This window comes from Nitrospirillum pindoramense (assembly GCF_007827955.1).
GTDB classification, from domain to species: domain Bacteria; phylum Pseudomonadota; class Alphaproteobacteria; order Azospirillales; family Azospirillaceae; genus Nitrospirillum; species Nitrospirillum amazonense_B.
The window spans coordinates 342,713-358,744 of sequence record NZ_VITR01000007.1; the positions used below are offsets into that span (position 1 = coordinate 342,713).

The following is a 16,032-nucleotide window of genomic DNA, read 5'->3' on the forward strand; positions in this document are numbered from 1 at the left end:
GAGCCTTCCGGGCAAAGGCCGCCGTTGTGTCGGGACCGGTTTCAAGGCAAGTAGACAGCAACAGAAAATTTGACCGCGCCACAGTCGCCCCGCCGGATCGACCGGGGCGGGGCGCTGGCCATCGGGGGATAGGTTTCAATGCAGCAAAAGCGCTTCACGCTGTTCGTCCTGGGCGCGATGGTCGCCGGCATCGCGGTGGGCGCCGTCGGGCACAGCCTGCCGGCGGCCGATGGGGCCTCGCTGGCCAGCACGCTGTCCATCCTGACGGACATCTTCCTGCGGCTGATCAAGATGATCATCGCCCCCCTGGTGTTTTCCACCCTGGTGGTCGGCATCGCGCATATGGAGGATGTGGCCGCCATTGGCCGCGTGGGCGTGAAGACGCTGGGCTGGTTCCTGTTGGCCGGCATCGTCTCGCTGGTCCTGGGCCTGGTCATGGTGCAGATTCTGGAACCCGGCGTGGGCATGGCCCTACCCGACCCGACCACGGGCGGCAAGGCACCGGACGCCGCCGTCTTCACCCTGAAGAACTTCATCGAGCACACCGTGCCCCGGTCGGTCATCGAGGCCATGGCGAACAACGAGATCCTGCAGATTGTCGTCTTCTCCATCTTCGCCGGCATCGCCATCGCCTCGGTAAAGGACAAGGTGCCGGTGGTGGTGCACCTGGTGGAACAGATCGCCACCGTCATGCTGAAGATCACCAGCTACGTCATGATGTTCGCGCCCATCGCCATCTTCGCGGCCCTGGCCGCCACGGTGACGACGCAGGGGCTGCAGGTGCTGGGCAGCTACGTGAAGTTCGTGGGCGGCTTCTACCTGGCCATGGCGCTGCTGTGGGGGGTGCTGCTGCTTGCTGCCGTGCCCTTCATTGGCGGCCGCGTGCGCGAACTGGTCAGCGCCATCCGCCAGCCGGTGCTGCTGGCCTTCTCCACCGCCAGTTCCGAGGCGGCCTACCCGCGCACCCTGGAACGGCTCCAGGCCTTCGGGGCGGCCCGCAAGATCGTCAGCTTCGTCCTGCCGCTGGGGTATTCGTTCAACCTCGACGGCTCGATGATCTACTGCACCTTCGCCACCATGTTCATCGCCCAGGCCTATGGCATCCACATCAGCATTGGCCAGCAGGTGGAGATGCTGGGCCTGCTGCTGCTGACCAGCAAGGGCATCGCCGGCGTGCCGCGCGCCTCGCTGGTGGTCATCGCCGCGGCCCTGCCCTTCTTCCACATCCCGTCGGAGGGCATGGTACTGGTGCTGGCCGTCGACCACCTGCTGGACATGGGACGCAGCGCCACCAACGTGGTGGGCGTGTCCGTGGCCGCCGCCGTCATCGCCAAGTGGGAAGGATTGCTGGGCACCGGCCACTTGGCCGACGGGGAAGAGGACATCTGACCGCCTCTGGTAACGGCATCCTTTGGGTGGTGGAAGGACGCACCCCTGATCAACGGCGGGCCCTCGGGCCCGCCGTTTTCCGTTCCGCTTTTGGCCGGCATTTGGTTAACGGCTTGTACCGCCACGCCTTTCTGGCCCTTCCTGCGGCAGGGCGCCCTACCCCGCCCGGAGCGCGACAATTCCAGGGCCCCGGCACCGTACAACCGATTATACGGCAAGGGTATGCCCGATGGCTGCTGACATTGGCGTCCACAAACCCGACATGCCCCTGTCATAGCCGTCTGCCATGGTCATGCTTGACCCATGGCGGCGGATGGCCGGCCTGGCCCCTGGTGAAAAAGGGGGGTGGGCCTTGGAACCCCGGGCCTGACGCAGGCTTCTGACGCAGGCTTGGGACGATGCCCGAGACGGGCCCCAGAAGGGAGGGTGAAACATGATGATGGTGCACCACGAACCCCGCCTGACCGACATGCTGGAGGACCCGGTGGTCCGCCTGATGATGGAGCGCGACGGCGTTTACCGCGACGATGTGCTGAAACTGATGCGCAGCGTGGCCCAAAAGACCACCAAGCCCGCCGTCAAGGCGGCCCCTGCCAAGGTTCCTGCGGCGGATGCCGTGCTGGGACATGCCTGATACCGCCCGCCGTCAGCCCGCCGCCCCCTGAACCACCGCTGGGGCGGCGGCGGAAGCGTACCCTGCAAACGAAACTCAGCGATTCGACAAATAAAAAGGGCGACCCAAAGGCCGCCCGGCGAACAACGGAACCTGATCAAGCCAGGTTATTGTTCGGCCGGAGCCCCCGACAATTGGGCCGGTACCTTGGCGGGAGCGGCATTTGACTCGCCCGATGACGACCACGCCGCCAGCAGGATCATGCCCACGGCGGTGACGGCCAGCAAAAGCCAGCGCCCGGCGCTCTTGTCCGCCGTTGGTCTCACCCGAACCAGTGGCAGGTCCGCCACCGTCTCTCCTGCATCGCTGTTCATCTTGCCCCCGGATGTCATGTTCCTGGGTTGATCCTGTGCGGGAACAATAAAGTTACCCGTGGGGCCTATCAAACCCCCCTTAAGGTATAAATAGTCTATATTTTCATTAAACAGAGTCTCTGTGTCATAGATCACACACTTCGGTCGCAAATGAAATTTAAGTCAAATAATCCATTAACGGATTAAAAAGCCAAGACACCGTTGTCTGAACCCGGCGTCCGTGTCCCGTCTTGGGTGGACGTGACGGCGGCGCGCGGCGCCCCAAAAAGCGCTCACGAAAAAGGGCGGGACCCTACGGCCCCGCCCTTCCCGCTGTCGACCCTCGGGCCGACGGCGTTACAGGATGAACTTGCTGAGGTCGGCGTCCTTGGCCAGGTCCGACACCTTCTCCCGCACATAGGCGGCGTCGATGGCCACACTGCTGCCGGCCTGGTCGGCGGCGGTGAAGCTGATCTCCTCCAGCAGGCGTTCCAGCACGGTGTGCAGGCGCCGTGCACCGATGTTCTCCACCGTGCTGTTGATCTGCACCGCCAGGCGTGCCAGTTCGTCGATGGCGTCGTCGGTGAAGCTGAGGGCCACGTCCTCGGTCTTCAGCAGGGCCACGTACTGCTTGATCAGGCTGGCCTCCGGCTCCGTCAGGATGCGGCGGAAGTCCTCCTCCGTCAGCGGCTTCAGTTCCACGCGGATGGGCAGGCGGCCCTGCAGCTCGGGCAACAGGTCCGACGGCTTGGCGACGTGGAAGGCGCCGGAAGCGATGAACAGGATGTGGTCCGTCTTCACCGCGCTATGCTTGGTGTTGACCGTCGTACCCTCGATCAAGGGCAGCAGGTCGCGCTGCACCCCCTCGCGGCTGACGTCGCCGCCGCCCCGGTTCTCGGAGCGGGCGGTGATCTTGTCGATCTCATCCAGGAAGACAATGCCGTTCTGCTCCACGGCGTGGATGGCCTCGGCCACCACCGTCTCGTTGTCCAGCAGCTTGTCGGACTCCTCGGCCATCAGCACCGTGTGGCTTTCGGACACGGTCATGCGGCGGGCCTTGGTACGGCCGGCGAAGGCCTTGCCGAAGATGTCGCCCAGATTGATCATGCTCATGCTGCCGCCGGGCATGCCGGGGATGTCGAAGGCCGGAGCGGACGCGGCGTTGTCCTGCACCTGGATTTCGATCTCCTTATCGTTCAGCTGGCCCTCGCGCAGCATCTTGCGGAACTTCTGCCGGGTTTCGGCCGAGGCCCCCTCGCCCACCAAGGCGTCCAGCACCCGCTCCTCGGCGCGCAGTTCGGCCTTTGCCGCCACCTCCTTGCGCAGGCGCTGGCGGGTCAGGGTGATGGCGATCTCCACCAGGTCGCGGACGATCTGTTCGACGTCGCGGCCGACATAGCCCACCTCGGTGAACTTGGTCGCCTCCACCTTCAGGAAGGGGGCCTGGGCCAATTTGGCCAAGCGGCGGGCGATCTCGGTCTTGCCCACGCCGGTCGGGCCGATCATGAGGATGTTCTTGGGCAGAACCTCCTCCTTCAGGCCTTCCGGCAATTGCTGGCGGCGCCAGCGGTTGCGGAGCGCGATGGCCACGGCGCGCTTCGCATCCTTCTGGCCGACGATGTAGCGGTCCAGTTCCGAGACGATTTCGCGGGGGGAGAACGAGGTCATCGCCGGGCTCACATCTTTTCCAGGGTGATGTTGCGGTTGGTGTAGACGCAGATGTCGGCGGCGATGCCCAGCGCCTTGCGGGCGATGGCCTCCGCATCCAGGTCCGGCTGGTCGATCAGGGCACGGGCGGCGGCCAGGGCGTAGGGGCCGCCGGAGCCGATGCCGATGATGCCGTCCTCCGGCTCCAGCACGTCGCCATTGCCGGTCAGGATCAGGCTGGCTTGGCGGTCGGCCACGGCCATCATCGCCTCCAGGCGGCGCAGGTAGCGGTCGGTGCGCCAGTCCTTGGCCAGCTCCACGGCGGCGCGGGTCAACTGGCCCGGATACTGTTCCAGCTTGGCCTCCAGCCGCTCGAACAGGGTCATGGCGTCGGCCGTGGCGCCGGCGAAACCGGCCATGACCGAACCGCCGGCCAGCGGCCGCACCTTGCGGGCGTTGGACTTCATCACCGTGTTGCCCACAGACACCTGGCCGTCACCGGCCACCACCACCTGTCCGTTCTTGCGGACGGAAAGGATGGTGGTGCCGTGCCACTGGATGGGGTCGTGGGTCTTGCCATAGTCGGACATGGGAAGCGGTTCCGGTTGGAAAGCGGGAAATCGGATAAGGGCCCACGGTATGTGGGATGGCGATGATGCGGGTCAAGCCAGGGCCGGACCGGCGGCGTTGAGTTCGCAGCGCGAAAAAGGCCAGACTCTCGGGAGCCTGGCCTTTCACTGTCATCACAATTGAGGGACCCGGTGGGCCTTAAAGCGGGATGGCCGGATAGGCATCGTACGTGCCTTTCAAATCCAGGCGGGTGAAGCCGGCTGCTGCCAGGCGGTCAGCCGCGGCCCCGTCGTCGGAACTATACATGACGGCGCCATCGGGATGTCCGGAGGCCGCCTTGGCCGCAGCGACGACGTTGAAGTGGTCCTGGAAAATTGTGACGTTGACGGATCGGGCGTTGGCGGCCTGCTCCTGGGCGGCGGCGGCCGTCGCCCCCAGCGCTGACGCCTGGGCCACCGACGCCTGGTATTGCGCCATCAAGTCGTCGGGAACGGCCTGCCCCGAGTCGGTCAGCTTCTGAATTTGCTGCTGAATGGCACCCGCGTTCCCGACGGCCGAGAACACAGCGCCATATGCGGCCTGCGCCACGGCCTGACGATCGTCCCGCTGGGTGGCCAGGGCCTGTTCATCATTGGACAACGGAACCTGCGCCATCGCCTTGTCGAAGCTGGTGGTGTCCGCCCAATATTGCAGGCCCTTCACGGCGTCTTCAGCGCTGACCTGGCCGCTGTTCACCAGCCCTTCCAGCTTCGCCTTGGCCTTGTCATCCATGACGTTGAAGAAATCCGCAGCCCGCCCGGTCAGGGCCGCCCCCAGCTTGCTGACCATCACCGCATCGCCCTGCGCCGGGGAGACGTCGCTGCTCTTGCCCTGGGTCGGCACGCTGCCAAACGTCTTCGCGGCGGCGGATTTCTTACTGGGCTGGAATAGGGCGCTGGTCGTATCGGGCATCGTGGCTTGGCTTTTTTTACCCAGCACGGACTTGAGGATCGACTGACCGGCGCCGGCATTCAACACGCTGAATAAATCGGAACTGGTCACGTCAACATCCCCTTCCCTGACACTCAGATCGAGATCGATCAGGTTGACAACACCCAAGCCTTTACGACCAAAGGCCACATTATCCAGCCTAGGGCATTCTATCAAAGAGAGAATAAATAAATGAAACTATCGTTAACGCATGAGCCGGCGGCGCCATCGTTGGCGCCGCCCCAAGCCCCGCGACGGGCACGCGCGCCCCCTGCACGGACGTTGTGCCGTAAATCCCGGCCCGCAACGACCACCCATGCGCCAAACAGGGCCTTCCGCCCCTTTCACGGTAACAGCCTTGCTGCTAAGTAGTGCTTATGGACAGGAACGAACCAGCAGGCGCCCGCAGCAGCACTGTGGAGCGCAAGACCAAGGAAACGCAGATCAGCGTGACCGTGGATCTCGACGGTACCGGGCGCTACGACGTGTCGACCGGCATCGGCTTCCTTGACCATATGCTGGAGCAGCTGTCGCGCCATTCGCTCATCGACCTGACGGTGCGCGCGGTGGGCGACCTGCACATCGATTTCCACCATACGACCGAGGATACCGGCATCGCCATCGGCGAGGCCGTGGCCAAGGCCCTGGGCGACCGGCGCGGCATCAACCGCTATGGCCACGCCTACATCCCCATGGATGAGACGCTGACCCGCGCGGCCATCGACCTGTCCAACCGGCCCTACCTGATCTGGAAGGTGCATTTCACCCGCGACAAGCTGGGGGAGATGGACACGGAACTGTTCAAGGAATGGTTCCAGGCCTTCGCCTTCGCCGCCGGCGCCACCCTGCACATGGAAAACCTGTACGGGGAGAACAACCACCACATCGTGGAGAGTTGTTACAAGGCCCTGGCCCGCGCACTGCGTGCCGCCATCGAGATCGACCCGCGCAAGGCCGACGCCGTGCCCTCCACCAAGGGTGTGCTGGGCGGCTCGCTCTGATCCTTCCTTCCAGTCACAGGGTTCGCCTCCCATGACCGCGACCTCTCCCGCCTCCGTGGCGCTCATCGACTATGGTTCCGGCAACCTGCGTTCCGCCGCCAAGGCGGTGGAACGGGCGGGGCATGAGGCGGGCCATCACGGCCTGACGGTCAGCGTCACCGCCGACCCGGACGCCATCGCCAAGGCCGACCGCATCATCCTGCCCGGCGTGGGCGCCTTCGCCGATTGCATGGGCGGGCTGTTGGCCGTGGACGGGCTGCGCGACGCGCTGGAAGAGGCCGTCATCCATCGCGGCCGGCCCTTCCTGGGCATCTGCGTCGGCATGCAGCTGATGGCGCGCGAGGGCCGGGAACACGGCGTGCATCCTGGCCTGGGCTGGATCGATGCGGTGGTGGAACGATTGGCCCCGGCCGATCCCACGCTGAAGATTCCGCACATGGGGTGGAACGAGCTGGTGCTGGACCAGCCGGAGCATCCCCTGCTGGACGGCATCGCCCCGGGCGCGCATGTCTATTTCGTGCATTCCTATGGTCTCAAGGTGGGCGATCCCGCCCTGCTGAAGGCGCACGCCGATTACGCGGGGGTCGTGCCCGCCCTGGTTGGCCGCGACAACCTGGCGGGCACCCAGTTCCATCCGGAGAAAAGCCAGGCCACCGGCCTGCGGCTGATCGCCAATTTCCTGGGCTGGACACCCTGACCCCGGCCCCCCAGCTATGGGATGCGGCCGCCCCTGGTCGTGCCCCATCCCCCGTCTCGAGGTTACCATGACCGGTGCTCACCAACCGGCCGTCCCCGGCACCCAGATCTCCGTGGAGGTCGTGGAGCGCCTGCGCCCCGGCGACATGGATGATTTGTGCGATGCCGCCGACCTGGCCATCCGCGATGGCGGCGGCTTCGGTTGGGTGACGCCACCGGCCCGCGAGGCCATGGAGCGCTATTGGAAGGGCGTGATGGCGGTGCCGGAGCGCACGCTGGTGGTGGGCCGGCTGGACAGCGCCATCGCGGGCTCCGCCCAGTTGGTGCGCCCCACCCGTAATAACGAGGCGCAGAGCTTCGCCTGCAACCTGACCACCAGCTTCGTCGCCCCCTGGGCGCGCGGCCATGGCTTGGCGCGCGCGCTGACCCTGGCGGTGGAGGCGGAGGCGCGCGCGGCAGGCTTCCGCATCCTGAACCTGGACGTGCGCGCCACCCAGGGGGCGGCCATCGCGCTGTACCGGGCACTGGGGTACGTCGAATGGGGCAGCCATCCCCACTATGCGCGGGTGGACGGCCGGGATATCCCGGGCCTGTTCTTTTATAAAGACCTGACTGAACCCAGCCGGCAGGAAGACCGGCCACCAGACATCAAGCGGGACTAGGGCGAACCATGATCATTTATCCGGCCATCGACCTTAAGGACGGCGCCTGCGTGCGCCTGGTGCGCGGCGACATGGACCAGGCGACGGTGTTCAACACCGACCCGGCCGACCAGGCGGCGCGGTTCGCGGCGCAGGGCTTCGAATGGCTGCATCTGGTCGACCTGAACGGCGCCTTCGCCGGACGGCCAGTGAACGGGGACGCCGTGGCCGCCATCCTGGACCGGGTGAAGCTGCCGGTGCAGCTGGGCGGCGGCATCCGTGACCTGGCCACCATTGAGGACTGGCTGAAGCGCGGGGTGGAGCGGGTCATCCTGGGCACCGTCGCCGTGCGCGACCCCGAGCTGGTGAAGCAGGCCTGCCGCCTGTTCCCCGGCCGGGTGGCCGTAGGCATCGACGCCCGCGACGGCCGCGTGGCGGTGGAGGGCTGGGCCGAGGCCTCGGACATCACCGCCCTGGACCTGGCCCTGAAGTTCGAGGATGCCGGCGTGGCCGCCATCATCTACACCGACATCGACCGCGACGGCGCCCTGGGTGGGGTGAACGTGGAGGCGACGGCGGACCTGGCCTCCCACCTCACCACGCCGGTCATCGCCTCGGGCGGGGTGTCCAGCATCGCCGACCTGACGGCGCTGAAGCGGCAGGAGGACACGGGCATCACCGGCGTCATCTGCGGCCGGGCCCTGTATGACGGCCGCATCGACCCGGTGGCGGCGCTGGCCCTGCTGAACCGCCCCAAGGAGATGGTGTGATGCTGAAACGCCGCATCATCCCCTGCCTGGACGTGAAGGATGGGCGCGTGGTCAAGGGCGTCAACTTCGTCGACCTGGTGGATGCCGGCGACCCGGTGGAGCAGGCGCGCCTGTATGACGCCGCCGGGGCGGACGAGCTGACCTTCCTGGACATCACCGCCAGCCATGAGGGCCGCGACACCATCTTCGACGTCGTGCGCCGCACGGCGGAGCAGGTGTTCATGCCCCTGACGGTGGGGGGCGGGGTGCGCGCGGTGGAGGACATCCGCAAGCTGCTGCTGGCCGGCGCCGACAAGGTATCGATCAACAGCGCCGCCGTCAGCCGGCCGGAATTCGTGCGCGAGGCCGCGCAGAAGTTCGGTGCCCAGTGCGTGGTGGTGGCCATCGACGCCAAGCGCGGCCCAGATGGGCGTTGGGGCGTGTACACCCACGGCGGCCGCAAGGAAACGGGGCTGGACGCGGTGGAATGGGCCCGCCGTATGGCGGAATACGGCGCCGGCGAAATCCTGCTGACCTCCATGGACCGCGACGGCACCAAGAGCGGCTTTGACCTGGAACTGACCCGCGCCGTGGCCGACGCCGTGCCGGTGCCGGTGATCGCCTCCGGCGGGGTCGGCACCCTGGACCACCTGGTGGAGGGCGTCACCCAGGGCCATGCCTCGGCCGTGCTGGCCGCCAGCATCTTCCACTTTGGCACCTATTCCATCGCCCAGGCCAAGGCCCACATGGCCGCCGCCGGCATTCCCATGCGCGGGGTGTGATCTCATGGCCGGCAAGAGCCCAATGGTCACCAAGGGGGGCGATCCCCTGAAAGACCTCTACGCCACCATCCTGGCGCGCAAGGGGGCGGATCCCGAAACCTCGCACACCGCCCGGCTGTTCAGCCGCGGCACGGCCAAGATCGCCCAGAAGGTGGGTGAAGAGGCGGTGGAGGCGGTGATCGAGGCCATGCGTGGCGACCGCGACAAGCTGGCGTCCGAATCCGCCGACCTGCTGTATCATCTGCTGGTGCTGTGGGCCGATGCCGGCCTGACGCCGGATGACATCTATGCCGTCCTGGCCGCCCGCCAGGGCATCAGCGGCATCGAGGAAAAGAAGAGCCGCAAGGGCTAACGCGCCATAAAATTGGGCTATACCAGGCTGGCGACCGCCAGCCCCGGAGCGAACACCGCCCAGTCAGTGTAAAGGGGCGGAGCGAGGACAAGCCAAGGCCACGAACGTGGCCGCCCGGCGCCTGAGGGAGAAAAATATGTCCTACGACACCAACAACATCTTCGCCCGCATCCTGCGCGGCGAGATCCCCTGCAGGAAGGCCTACGAGGACGACCACGTCCTGGCCTTCCATGACATCCACCCCCAGGCCCCCACCCACATTCTGGTGATCCCCAAGGGCTCTTACGTCAGCGCCGCCGACTTCGGCGCCAAGGCCAGCGATGCCGAGATCGCCGCCTTCACGCGCGCCGTCAGCCGTATCGCCGCCGAGGCGGGGGTTGAGGGTTCAGGCTATCGCCTGATCTCCAACCACGGGGCCGACAGCCACCAGGAAGTGCCGCATTACCATGTCCACATCCTGGGCGGCCGCCCGCTGGGCCGGCTGGTGACGCCGCTTTAACCGTCGTCACGGCAGACACGGACAAGACAGACGCGAACAAGGCCGCCGAGGGGTTCCCGGCGGCCTTTTTCATGGGCGCATTCCTATCCCGAAGCGTCGATGCATCCTCAAAAAGATGCATTTGACATACGACATATGGCCGAGCACAAATACATTCATTGAAAATGAATGTTATGCCGCCACCACAGGAGCTTGAAATGCCGACGCCGCTGAGCCCGGAAACCATCGCCCTGGTCAAGGCCACGGTGCCGCTGCTGGCCGAACACGGCCCCGCCATCACCCAGGCCATGTACCGCCGCCTGTTCCAGGACGCGCATATCCGCGCCCTGTTCAACCATGCCAACCAGGGCAAGGACGGCGCCCAGGTGCACGCCCTGGCTGGTGCCATCCTGGCCTATGCCCGCAATATCGAGAATTTGGGCGCCCTGGTCCCGGTGGTGGAGCGCGTCGCCCACAAGCACGTCGGCTATCACATCCTGCCGGAGCATTATCCCTTTGTGGCGACCGCCCTGCTGGGCGCCATCAAGGAGGTGCTGGGCGACGCAGCCAGCGATGCCGTGCTGAACGCCTGGGGGGAGGCCTACTGGTTCCTGGCGGAGGTGCTGAAGGCCCGCGAGGCCGTGCTGCGCGGCGAATTGGCGGCGCAGAAGGGGGGCTGGACCGGCTGGCGCCGCTTCACCGTGGCCGACAAGGTGCGCGAAAGCGGGGTCATCACCTCCTTCATCCTGCGCCCGGCGGACGGTGGCGCCGTCCCGCGGCACAAGGCGGGCCAGTACCTGACCTTCCGCTTCCCTCTGGCGGATGGCACCGAGGTGAAGCGCAACTACTCCATCTCCTGCGCCCCGCAAGACGGGCAGTACCGCATCTCGGTGAAGCGGGAGGCCAACGGCAACGGCGGCTCGCGTCACCTGCATGACCATGTCCAGGTGGGCGACGTGATCGAGGCCACGCCGCCGGCCGGCGACTTCTTCCTGGCCGAGACGCCGACGCGTCCGGTCATCCTGCTGTCAGGCGGGGTGGGCCTGACCCCCATGGTCAGCATGGTGGAGGAGATCGCGGCCCGGCACCCGGGGTTGGAGACGCACTACATCCACGGCGCGCTGAACGGCACCACCCATGCCATGGACGCCCATGTCCGGGCCCTCGCCACCCAGCATCCCACCATCAAGGTCGCCACTTTCTACAGCGATCCGCGCCCGCAGGACCGGCTGGGCATCACCCATGATGGGGAGGGGTTCATCAGCATCGATTGGCTGCGGGAGAACACGCCGCTGCATCAGGCCGACATCTACCTGTGCGGGCCCAAGCCCTTCCTGCGTACCTACCTCCGCGGCCTGGCCCTGGCGGGCGTAGCGGCGGATCGCCTGCATTATGAGTTCTTCGGCCCCGCCGATGACCTCATCGCCGCCTGAATCACGGGCCCTGAATCACGGGCCCTGAATCCGGGCAAGGAAAAGGCCGCCGGGATCATCTCCCGGCGGCCTTCATTCTTTCCCCTGTGTCCTGTCAGCGCTCGTCCGCCTTGATCCATTTGGTCACGGCCGGCGGCTGATAGGCCCGCAGCTTGTCCAGCAGCGCCTCCGCCGTGTCGGCCGTCACCAGCATGTCGCGGTGGTTCTGCTTCATGAAGCCGGAGGCCACCACGCTGTCCAGGAAGGCGGTCAGGCCGTCATAGAAGCCGGCGACGTTATAGATGGCACAGGGCTTCTGGTGATGGCCCAACTGGGCCCAGGTCCAGACCTCGAACAATTCCTCGAAGGTGCCGATACCACCGGGCAGGGCGATGAAACCGTCCGACAGTTCCGCCATCAGGGCCTTGCGCTCGTGCATGGAAGCGACGACGCGCAGGTCGGTCAGGCCGGCGTGGGCGATTTCCTTCTTTTTCAGCGATTCCGGGATGACGCCGATGACCTGGCCGCCCGCCGCCATCACGGCATCGGCCACGGCGCCCATGAGGCCGACGGAGGCGCCGCCGTAGACCAGCCCGATGTCGGCCGCGGCCAGCGTCCGCCCCAGGCCGCGCGCGGCCTCCAGGTACTGCGGATCAAAGCCGGGGCTGGAGCCGCAGAAAACGCACAGACGCTTCATGATCTTCCCCAAAAGAAAACGCCGACGGGTCCCCCCCAAGGACCTGGGCAGGGGCGGCGCGCCGGCGTGTTCAACAACCCTTATTCCTTCAGGTCGGCCCACAGCTCCTTCACCTTGGCGAAGAAGCCTTCCGATTCGGGGTGGGTGCCGCCCTTCTCTTCCCCAGCCTTCTCGAACTCGCGCAGCAGTTCCAGCTGACGCTTGGTCAGGTTGACGGGGGTCTCGACCAGCGCGGTCACGTACATGTCACCGCGCTGGGTGCTGCGCAGCACGCTCATGCCCTTGCCCTTCAGGCGGAACTGGTGTCCGCTCTGGGTGCCGGGCGGGATGGAGACGCGGGCGCGGCTGCCGTCGATGGTCGGCACCTCGACCGTGCCGCCCAGGGCCGCCGTGGTCATGGGGATGGGCACCCGGCACTGGATGTTGGCGCCGTCCCGCATGAACAGCGCGTGCGGGGCGATGGCCAGGAAGATGTAAAGGTCGCCCGGGGGTGCCCCACGGGCACCGGCCTCCCCCTCGCCCGAGAGGCGGATGCGGGTACCATCCTCGACACCGGCCGGGATGTTGACCTGCAGGGTCTTTTCCTTGCGCACGCGGCCGTGGCCGCCGCAGTTGCGGCAAGGATCCTTGATCACCCGACCAGCGCCGGAGCAGGCCGGGCAGGTGCGTTCGATGGTGAAGAAGCCCTGCTGCGCCCGCACCTTGCCCGCCCCGTTGCAGGTGGGGCAGGTAACGGGCTGCGTGCCCGACTCGGCACCGGTGCCGTTGCAGACCTCGCACGCGACCGAGGTCGGCACGCGCACCGTGGTGGAACTGCCCTTGAAGGCGTCCTCCAGCGAGATTTCCAGGTTGTAGCGCAGGTCGCTGCCGCGGCCGGGCCCCTGCCCGCCCCCGCGCCGGCCACCCATGAAGTCGCCAAACATCTCCTCGAAGATGTCGGCGAAGCCGCTGCCGAAATCGAAGCCGCCGGGTCCACCGCCGGGGCGGCCGCCACCGTTCTCGAAGGCGGCATGGCCGAAGCGGTCGTAGGCCGCGCGCTTCTGCTCGTCCTTCAGGACCTCGTAAGCTTCGCTGACTTCCTTGAATTTCTGCTCGGCCGCCTTGTCACCCTGATTGCGGTCGGGGTGATACTGCATGGCCAGCTTGCGGTACGCTTTTTTCAGATCGTCGGCCGAGGCGTTCTTCGCCACGCCGAGAAGTTCGTAATAATCCTGCTTCGCCATGTTCGGCCCTAAGCCCTTTCAGGGAGTGTCCAGAACCCGGGTCCTGCCTAGCCCCCATGAGAGTCCAAGGCCCGCGTGGGCCAGGCCCCTGATGGGGCACAGGCCCGCCCCCCGGCTTTCACCGGCGGGCGGGCCCGATACCTAGTGGATCATTGCCCGGATCATCTTAAGAAAGACTTAGGCGGACTTCTTCTTGTCTTCGTCGACTTCCTCGAAGTCGGCGTCGACGACCTTTTCCGAGCCTTCGCCATGGGCGGCGCCATGGTCCTCGCCACCGGCGGCGCCGGTGTCCTGGCCAGCCTTGTACAGCTCTTCACCCAGCTTCATGGAAACCTGGGCCAGGGCTTCGGTCTTGGCCTTGATGTCGGCCGCGTCCTCGCCTTCCAGCGCGGTCTTCAGCTCGGCGATGGCCTTCTCGGCGGCGGCCTTCTCGGCGGCCGGCAGCTTTTCCGCGTTCTCCTTCAGCGTCCGCTCGGTGGAGTGCATCAGGCCATCGGCCTGGTTGCGGGCTTCCACCAGCTCCTTACGCTTCTTGTCGTCGGCGGCGTGGCTTTCGGCTTCCTTGACCATGCGCTGGATGTCGGCGTCCGACAGGCCGCCGGAGGCCTGGATGCGGATCACCTGCTCCTTGCCGGTGGCCTTGTCCTTGGCTTGGACGTTGACGATGCCGTTGGCGTCGATGTCGAAGGTGACCTCGATCTGCGGCACGCCACGCGGGGCCGACGGGATGCCGACCAAGTCGAACTGGCCCAGCATCTTGTTGTCCGCCGCCATCTCGCGCTCACCCTGGAAGACGCGGATGGTGACGGCCGTCTGGTTGTCCTCGGCGGTGGAGAAGGTCTGGCTCTTCTTCGTCGGGATCGTGGTGTTGCGGTCGATCAGGCGGGTGAAGACACCGCCCAGGGTCTCGATGCCCAGGGACAGCGGGGTCACGTCCAGCAGCAGGACGTCCTTCACCTCGCCCTTCAGCACGGCACCCTGAATGGCGGCACCGACGGCCACCACCTCGTCCGGGTTCACGCCGCGGTGCGGCTCACGGCCGAAGAACTGCTTCACCGTCTCGATGATCTTGGGCATGCGGGTCATGCCGCCGACCAGGATGACCTCGTCGATCTCGCTGGCCTTCAGGCCGGCGTCCTTCAAGGCGGCCTTGCAGGGCTCGACCGTGCGGGCCACCAGATCCTCGACCAGGGCTTCCAGCTTGGCGCGGGTCAGCTTGACGTTCAGGTGCTTCGGACCGGTCTGGTCCGCGGTGATGAACGGCAGGTTGACTTCCGTCTGCATGGCGGAAGACAGCTCGATCTTGGCCTTCTCGGCGGCTTCCTTCAGGCGCTGCAGGGCCAGCCGGTCCTTGCGGAGATCGATGCCGTTCTCCTTCTTAAACTCGTCGGCCAGGTAGTCGATGATGCGGCTGTCGAAGTCCTCGCCACCCAGGAAGGTGTCGCCGTTGGTGGACTTCACCTCGAACACGCCATCGCCGATTTCCAGAACGGAGACGTCGAAGGTGCCGCCGCCCAGGTCGTAGACCGCGACGATGCCGGAGCCCTTCTTTTCCATGCCGTAGGCCAGGGCCGCGGCCGTCGGCTCGTTGATGATGCGCAGCACTTCAAGACCGGCGATGCGGCCGGCGTCCTTGGTCGCCTGGCGCTGGCTGTCGTTGAAGTAGGCGGGAACGGTGATGACGGCCTGGGTCACCTTTTCGCCGAGGTAGTTCTCGGCCGTTTCCTTCATCTTTTGCAGGATGAAGGCGGACACCTGGCTGGGGCTGTACTTGTCGCCATGGGATTCGACCCAGGCGTCACCGTTGTCGCCCGAAATGATCTTGTAGGGCACCAGGCCCTTGTCCTTCTGGGTCAGCGGGTCGTCGTAGCGGCGGCCGATCAGGCGCTTGATCGCAAACAGGGTGTTCTCGGGGTTGGTCACCGCCTGGCGCTTCGCCGGCTGGCCGACCAGGCGTTCCCCGCCCTGGGTGAAGGCGACCATGGACGGCGTGGTGCGCGCGCCCTCGACGTTCTCGATCACCTTGGCCGACGTGCCTTCCATGACGGCCACGCAGGAGTTGGTGGTGCCGAGATCGATACCGATGACTTTGCTCATAGCTCAAACCCTTCCGATGTGGCAGACGCGCGGCGGCCCTTCCGGCACCGGGGCGCTCCCCCTGTTAAAACGGGACACGTTCAACACGATCATGGCCCAGCACCCTGCTGAGGCGCCTGCCATGGCACGGCCCTCCCAATCCTGAAAGCGGGAGCGACCGCATCGCAACGCAGATATAGGCAGGGCCGGCCCCGGCTGCAACCGGCTTTGCGGCGCTCCGCCCCCGGAAAACGCATGGGGCCGCCGTCAACGCACGCCCCTTATTTCATAGCGCGGAAGCGTTACCGGTCCCATGCCGCGCTCCCGCGGGCCAGCCATAGGGGTGGCGTTGCCGCGGTGGCACCACTTATTGCGCCGCCAAGG

17 protein-coding genes are annotated in these 16,032 nt (G+C 66.3%); 10 read left to right on the forward strand and 7 right to left on the reverse strand.

The features are described from left to right. Positions 1–138 precede the first annotated feature (138 nt). Positions 139–1,389 carry a dicarboxylate/amino acid:cation symporter gene (locus FBZ90_RS14390; RefSeq protein ID WP_145733138.1) on the forward strand — a complete coding sequence of 417 codons (1,251 nt, stop codon included), beginning with the start codon at positions 139–141 and terminating at the stop codon, positions 1,387–1,389. 433 nt (positions 1,390–1,822) lie between these two features. Continuing rightward, entirely contained in the window at positions 1,823–2,023 is a 201-nt protein-coding gene (locus FBZ90_RS14395) for a hypothetical protein (RefSeq protein ID WP_145733140.1), read from the forward strand. 146 nt (positions 2,024–2,169) lie between these two features. Here the strand turns inward: FBZ90_RS14395 and FBZ90_RS14400 are convergent, their stop codons facing one another. The 4 genes from FBZ90_RS14400 to FBZ90_RS14415 all read right to left on the reverse strand — a co-directional run bounded on the left by FBZ90_RS14400 (position 2,170) and on the right by FBZ90_RS14415 (position 5,691). Further along, positions 2,170–2,394: a hypothetical protein gene (locus tag FBZ90_RS14400; protein ID WP_145733142.1), complete on the reverse strand. Its 225-nt coding sequence runs from the start codon at positions 2,392–2,394 to the stop codon at positions 2,170–2,172. A gap of 318 nt (positions 2,395–2,712) precedes the next feature. Beyond that, the gene (gene hslU, locus FBZ90_RS14405; protein WP_145733144.1) at positions 2,713–4,023 is read right to left on the reverse strand and encodes an ATP-dependent protease ATPase subunit HslU; all 1,311 of its coding nucleotides are present in this window, start codon (positions 4,021–4,023) and stop codon (positions 2,713–2,715) included. A gap of 8 nt (positions 4,024–4,031) precedes the next feature. Then, positions 4,032–4,592, reverse strand: coding sequence for an ATP-dependent protease subunit HslV (hslV, locus tag FBZ90_RS14410; RefSeq protein ID WP_145733146.1), 561 nt, complete (start codon positions 4,590–4,592; stop codon positions 4,032–4,034). A gap of 178 nt (positions 4,593–4,770) precedes the next feature. Continuing rightward, entirely contained in the window at positions 4,771–5,691 is a 921-nt protein-coding gene (locus FBZ90_RS14415) for a hypothetical protein (protein WP_145733149.1), read from the reverse strand. Between the two features lie 227 nt (positions 5,692–5,918). Between FBZ90_RS14415 and hisB the strand changes: the two genes are divergently transcribed. The 8 genes from hisB (at position 5,919) to hmpA (ending at position 11,673) form a co-directional block, all read left to right on the forward strand. After that, positions 5,919–6,542 (forward strand): imidazoleglycerol-phosphate dehydratase HisB, encoded by a 624-nt coding sequence (gene hisB / locus FBZ90_RS14420; RefSeq protein WP_040849280.1) that lies wholly within the window; start codon positions 5,919–5,921, stop codon positions 6,540–6,542. A gap of 31 nt (positions 6,543–6,573) precedes the next feature. Continuing rightward, entirely contained in the window at positions 6,574–7,239 is a 666-nt protein-coding gene (hisH, locus tag FBZ90_RS14425; protein ID WP_145733151.1) for an imidazole glycerol phosphate synthase subunit HisH, read from the forward strand. A 67-nt stretch (positions 7,240–7,306) separates the two neighbouring features. Further along, complete coding sequence (locus tag FBZ90_RS14430) at positions 7,307–7,900, forward strand: GNAT family N-acetyltransferase (protein ID WP_145733153.1); 594 nt, start codon at positions 7,307–7,309, stop codon at positions 7,898–7,900. 8 nt (positions 7,901–7,908) lie between these two features. Continuing rightward, complete coding sequence (gene hisA / locus FBZ90_RS14435; RefSeq protein ID WP_145733155.1) at positions 7,909–8,649, forward strand: 1-(5-phosphoribosyl)-5-[(5-phosphoribosylamino)methylideneamino]imidazole-4-carboxamide isomerase; 741 nt, start codon at positions 7,909–7,911, stop codon at positions 8,647–8,649. Further along, positions 8,649–9,410, forward strand: a complete 762-nt coding sequence (gene hisF / locus FBZ90_RS14440) for an imidazole glycerol phosphate synthase subunit HisF (protein ID WP_145733157.1) — start codon at positions 8,649–8,651, stop codon at positions 9,408–9,410. Before hisA ends, hisF begins: the two co-directional genes overlap by 1 nt. Before the next feature lie 4 nt (positions 9,411–9,414). Then, entirely contained in the window at positions 9,415–9,762 is a 348-nt protein-coding gene (locus FBZ90_RS14445) for a phosphoribosyl-ATP diphosphatase (RefSeq protein WP_145733159.1), read from the forward strand. Between the two features lie 136 nt (positions 9,763–9,898). After that, positions 9,899–10,261: a histidine triad nucleotide-binding protein gene (locus FBZ90_RS14450; RefSeq protein ID WP_145733161.1), complete on the forward strand. Its 363-nt coding sequence runs from the start codon at positions 9,899–9,901 to the stop codon at positions 10,259–10,261. Between the two features lie 197 nt (positions 10,262–10,458). Next, the gene (gene hmpA / locus FBZ90_RS14455; protein ID WP_145733163.1) at positions 10,459–11,673 is read left to right on the forward strand and encodes an NO-inducible flavohemoprotein; all 1,215 of its coding nucleotides are present in this window, start codon (positions 10,459–10,461) and stop codon (positions 11,671–11,673) included. A 94-nt stretch (positions 11,674–11,767) separates the two neighbouring features. Here the strand turns inward: hmpA and FBZ90_RS14460 are convergent, their stop codons facing one another. From FBZ90_RS14460 to dnaK, 3 genes are all read right to left on the reverse strand, one after another. Continuing rightward, positions 11,768–12,349, reverse strand: a complete 582-nt coding sequence (locus tag FBZ90_RS14460; RefSeq protein WP_145733165.1) for an LOG family protein — start codon at positions 12,347–12,349, stop codon at positions 11,768–11,770. An 80-nt stretch (positions 12,350–12,429) separates the two neighbouring features. Then, complete coding sequence (gene dnaJ, locus FBZ90_RS14465; RefSeq protein ID WP_145733167.1) at positions 12,430–13,572, reverse strand: molecular chaperone DnaJ; 1,143 nt, start codon at positions 13,570–13,572, stop codon at positions 12,430–12,432. A gap of 177 nt (positions 13,573–13,749) precedes the next feature. Then, positions 13,750–15,669: a molecular chaperone DnaK gene (gene dnaK / locus FBZ90_RS14470; protein WP_145733169.1), complete on the reverse strand. Its 1,920-nt coding sequence runs from the start codon at positions 15,667–15,669 to the stop codon at positions 13,750–13,752. Positions 15,670–16,032: the final 363 nt, after the last annotated feature.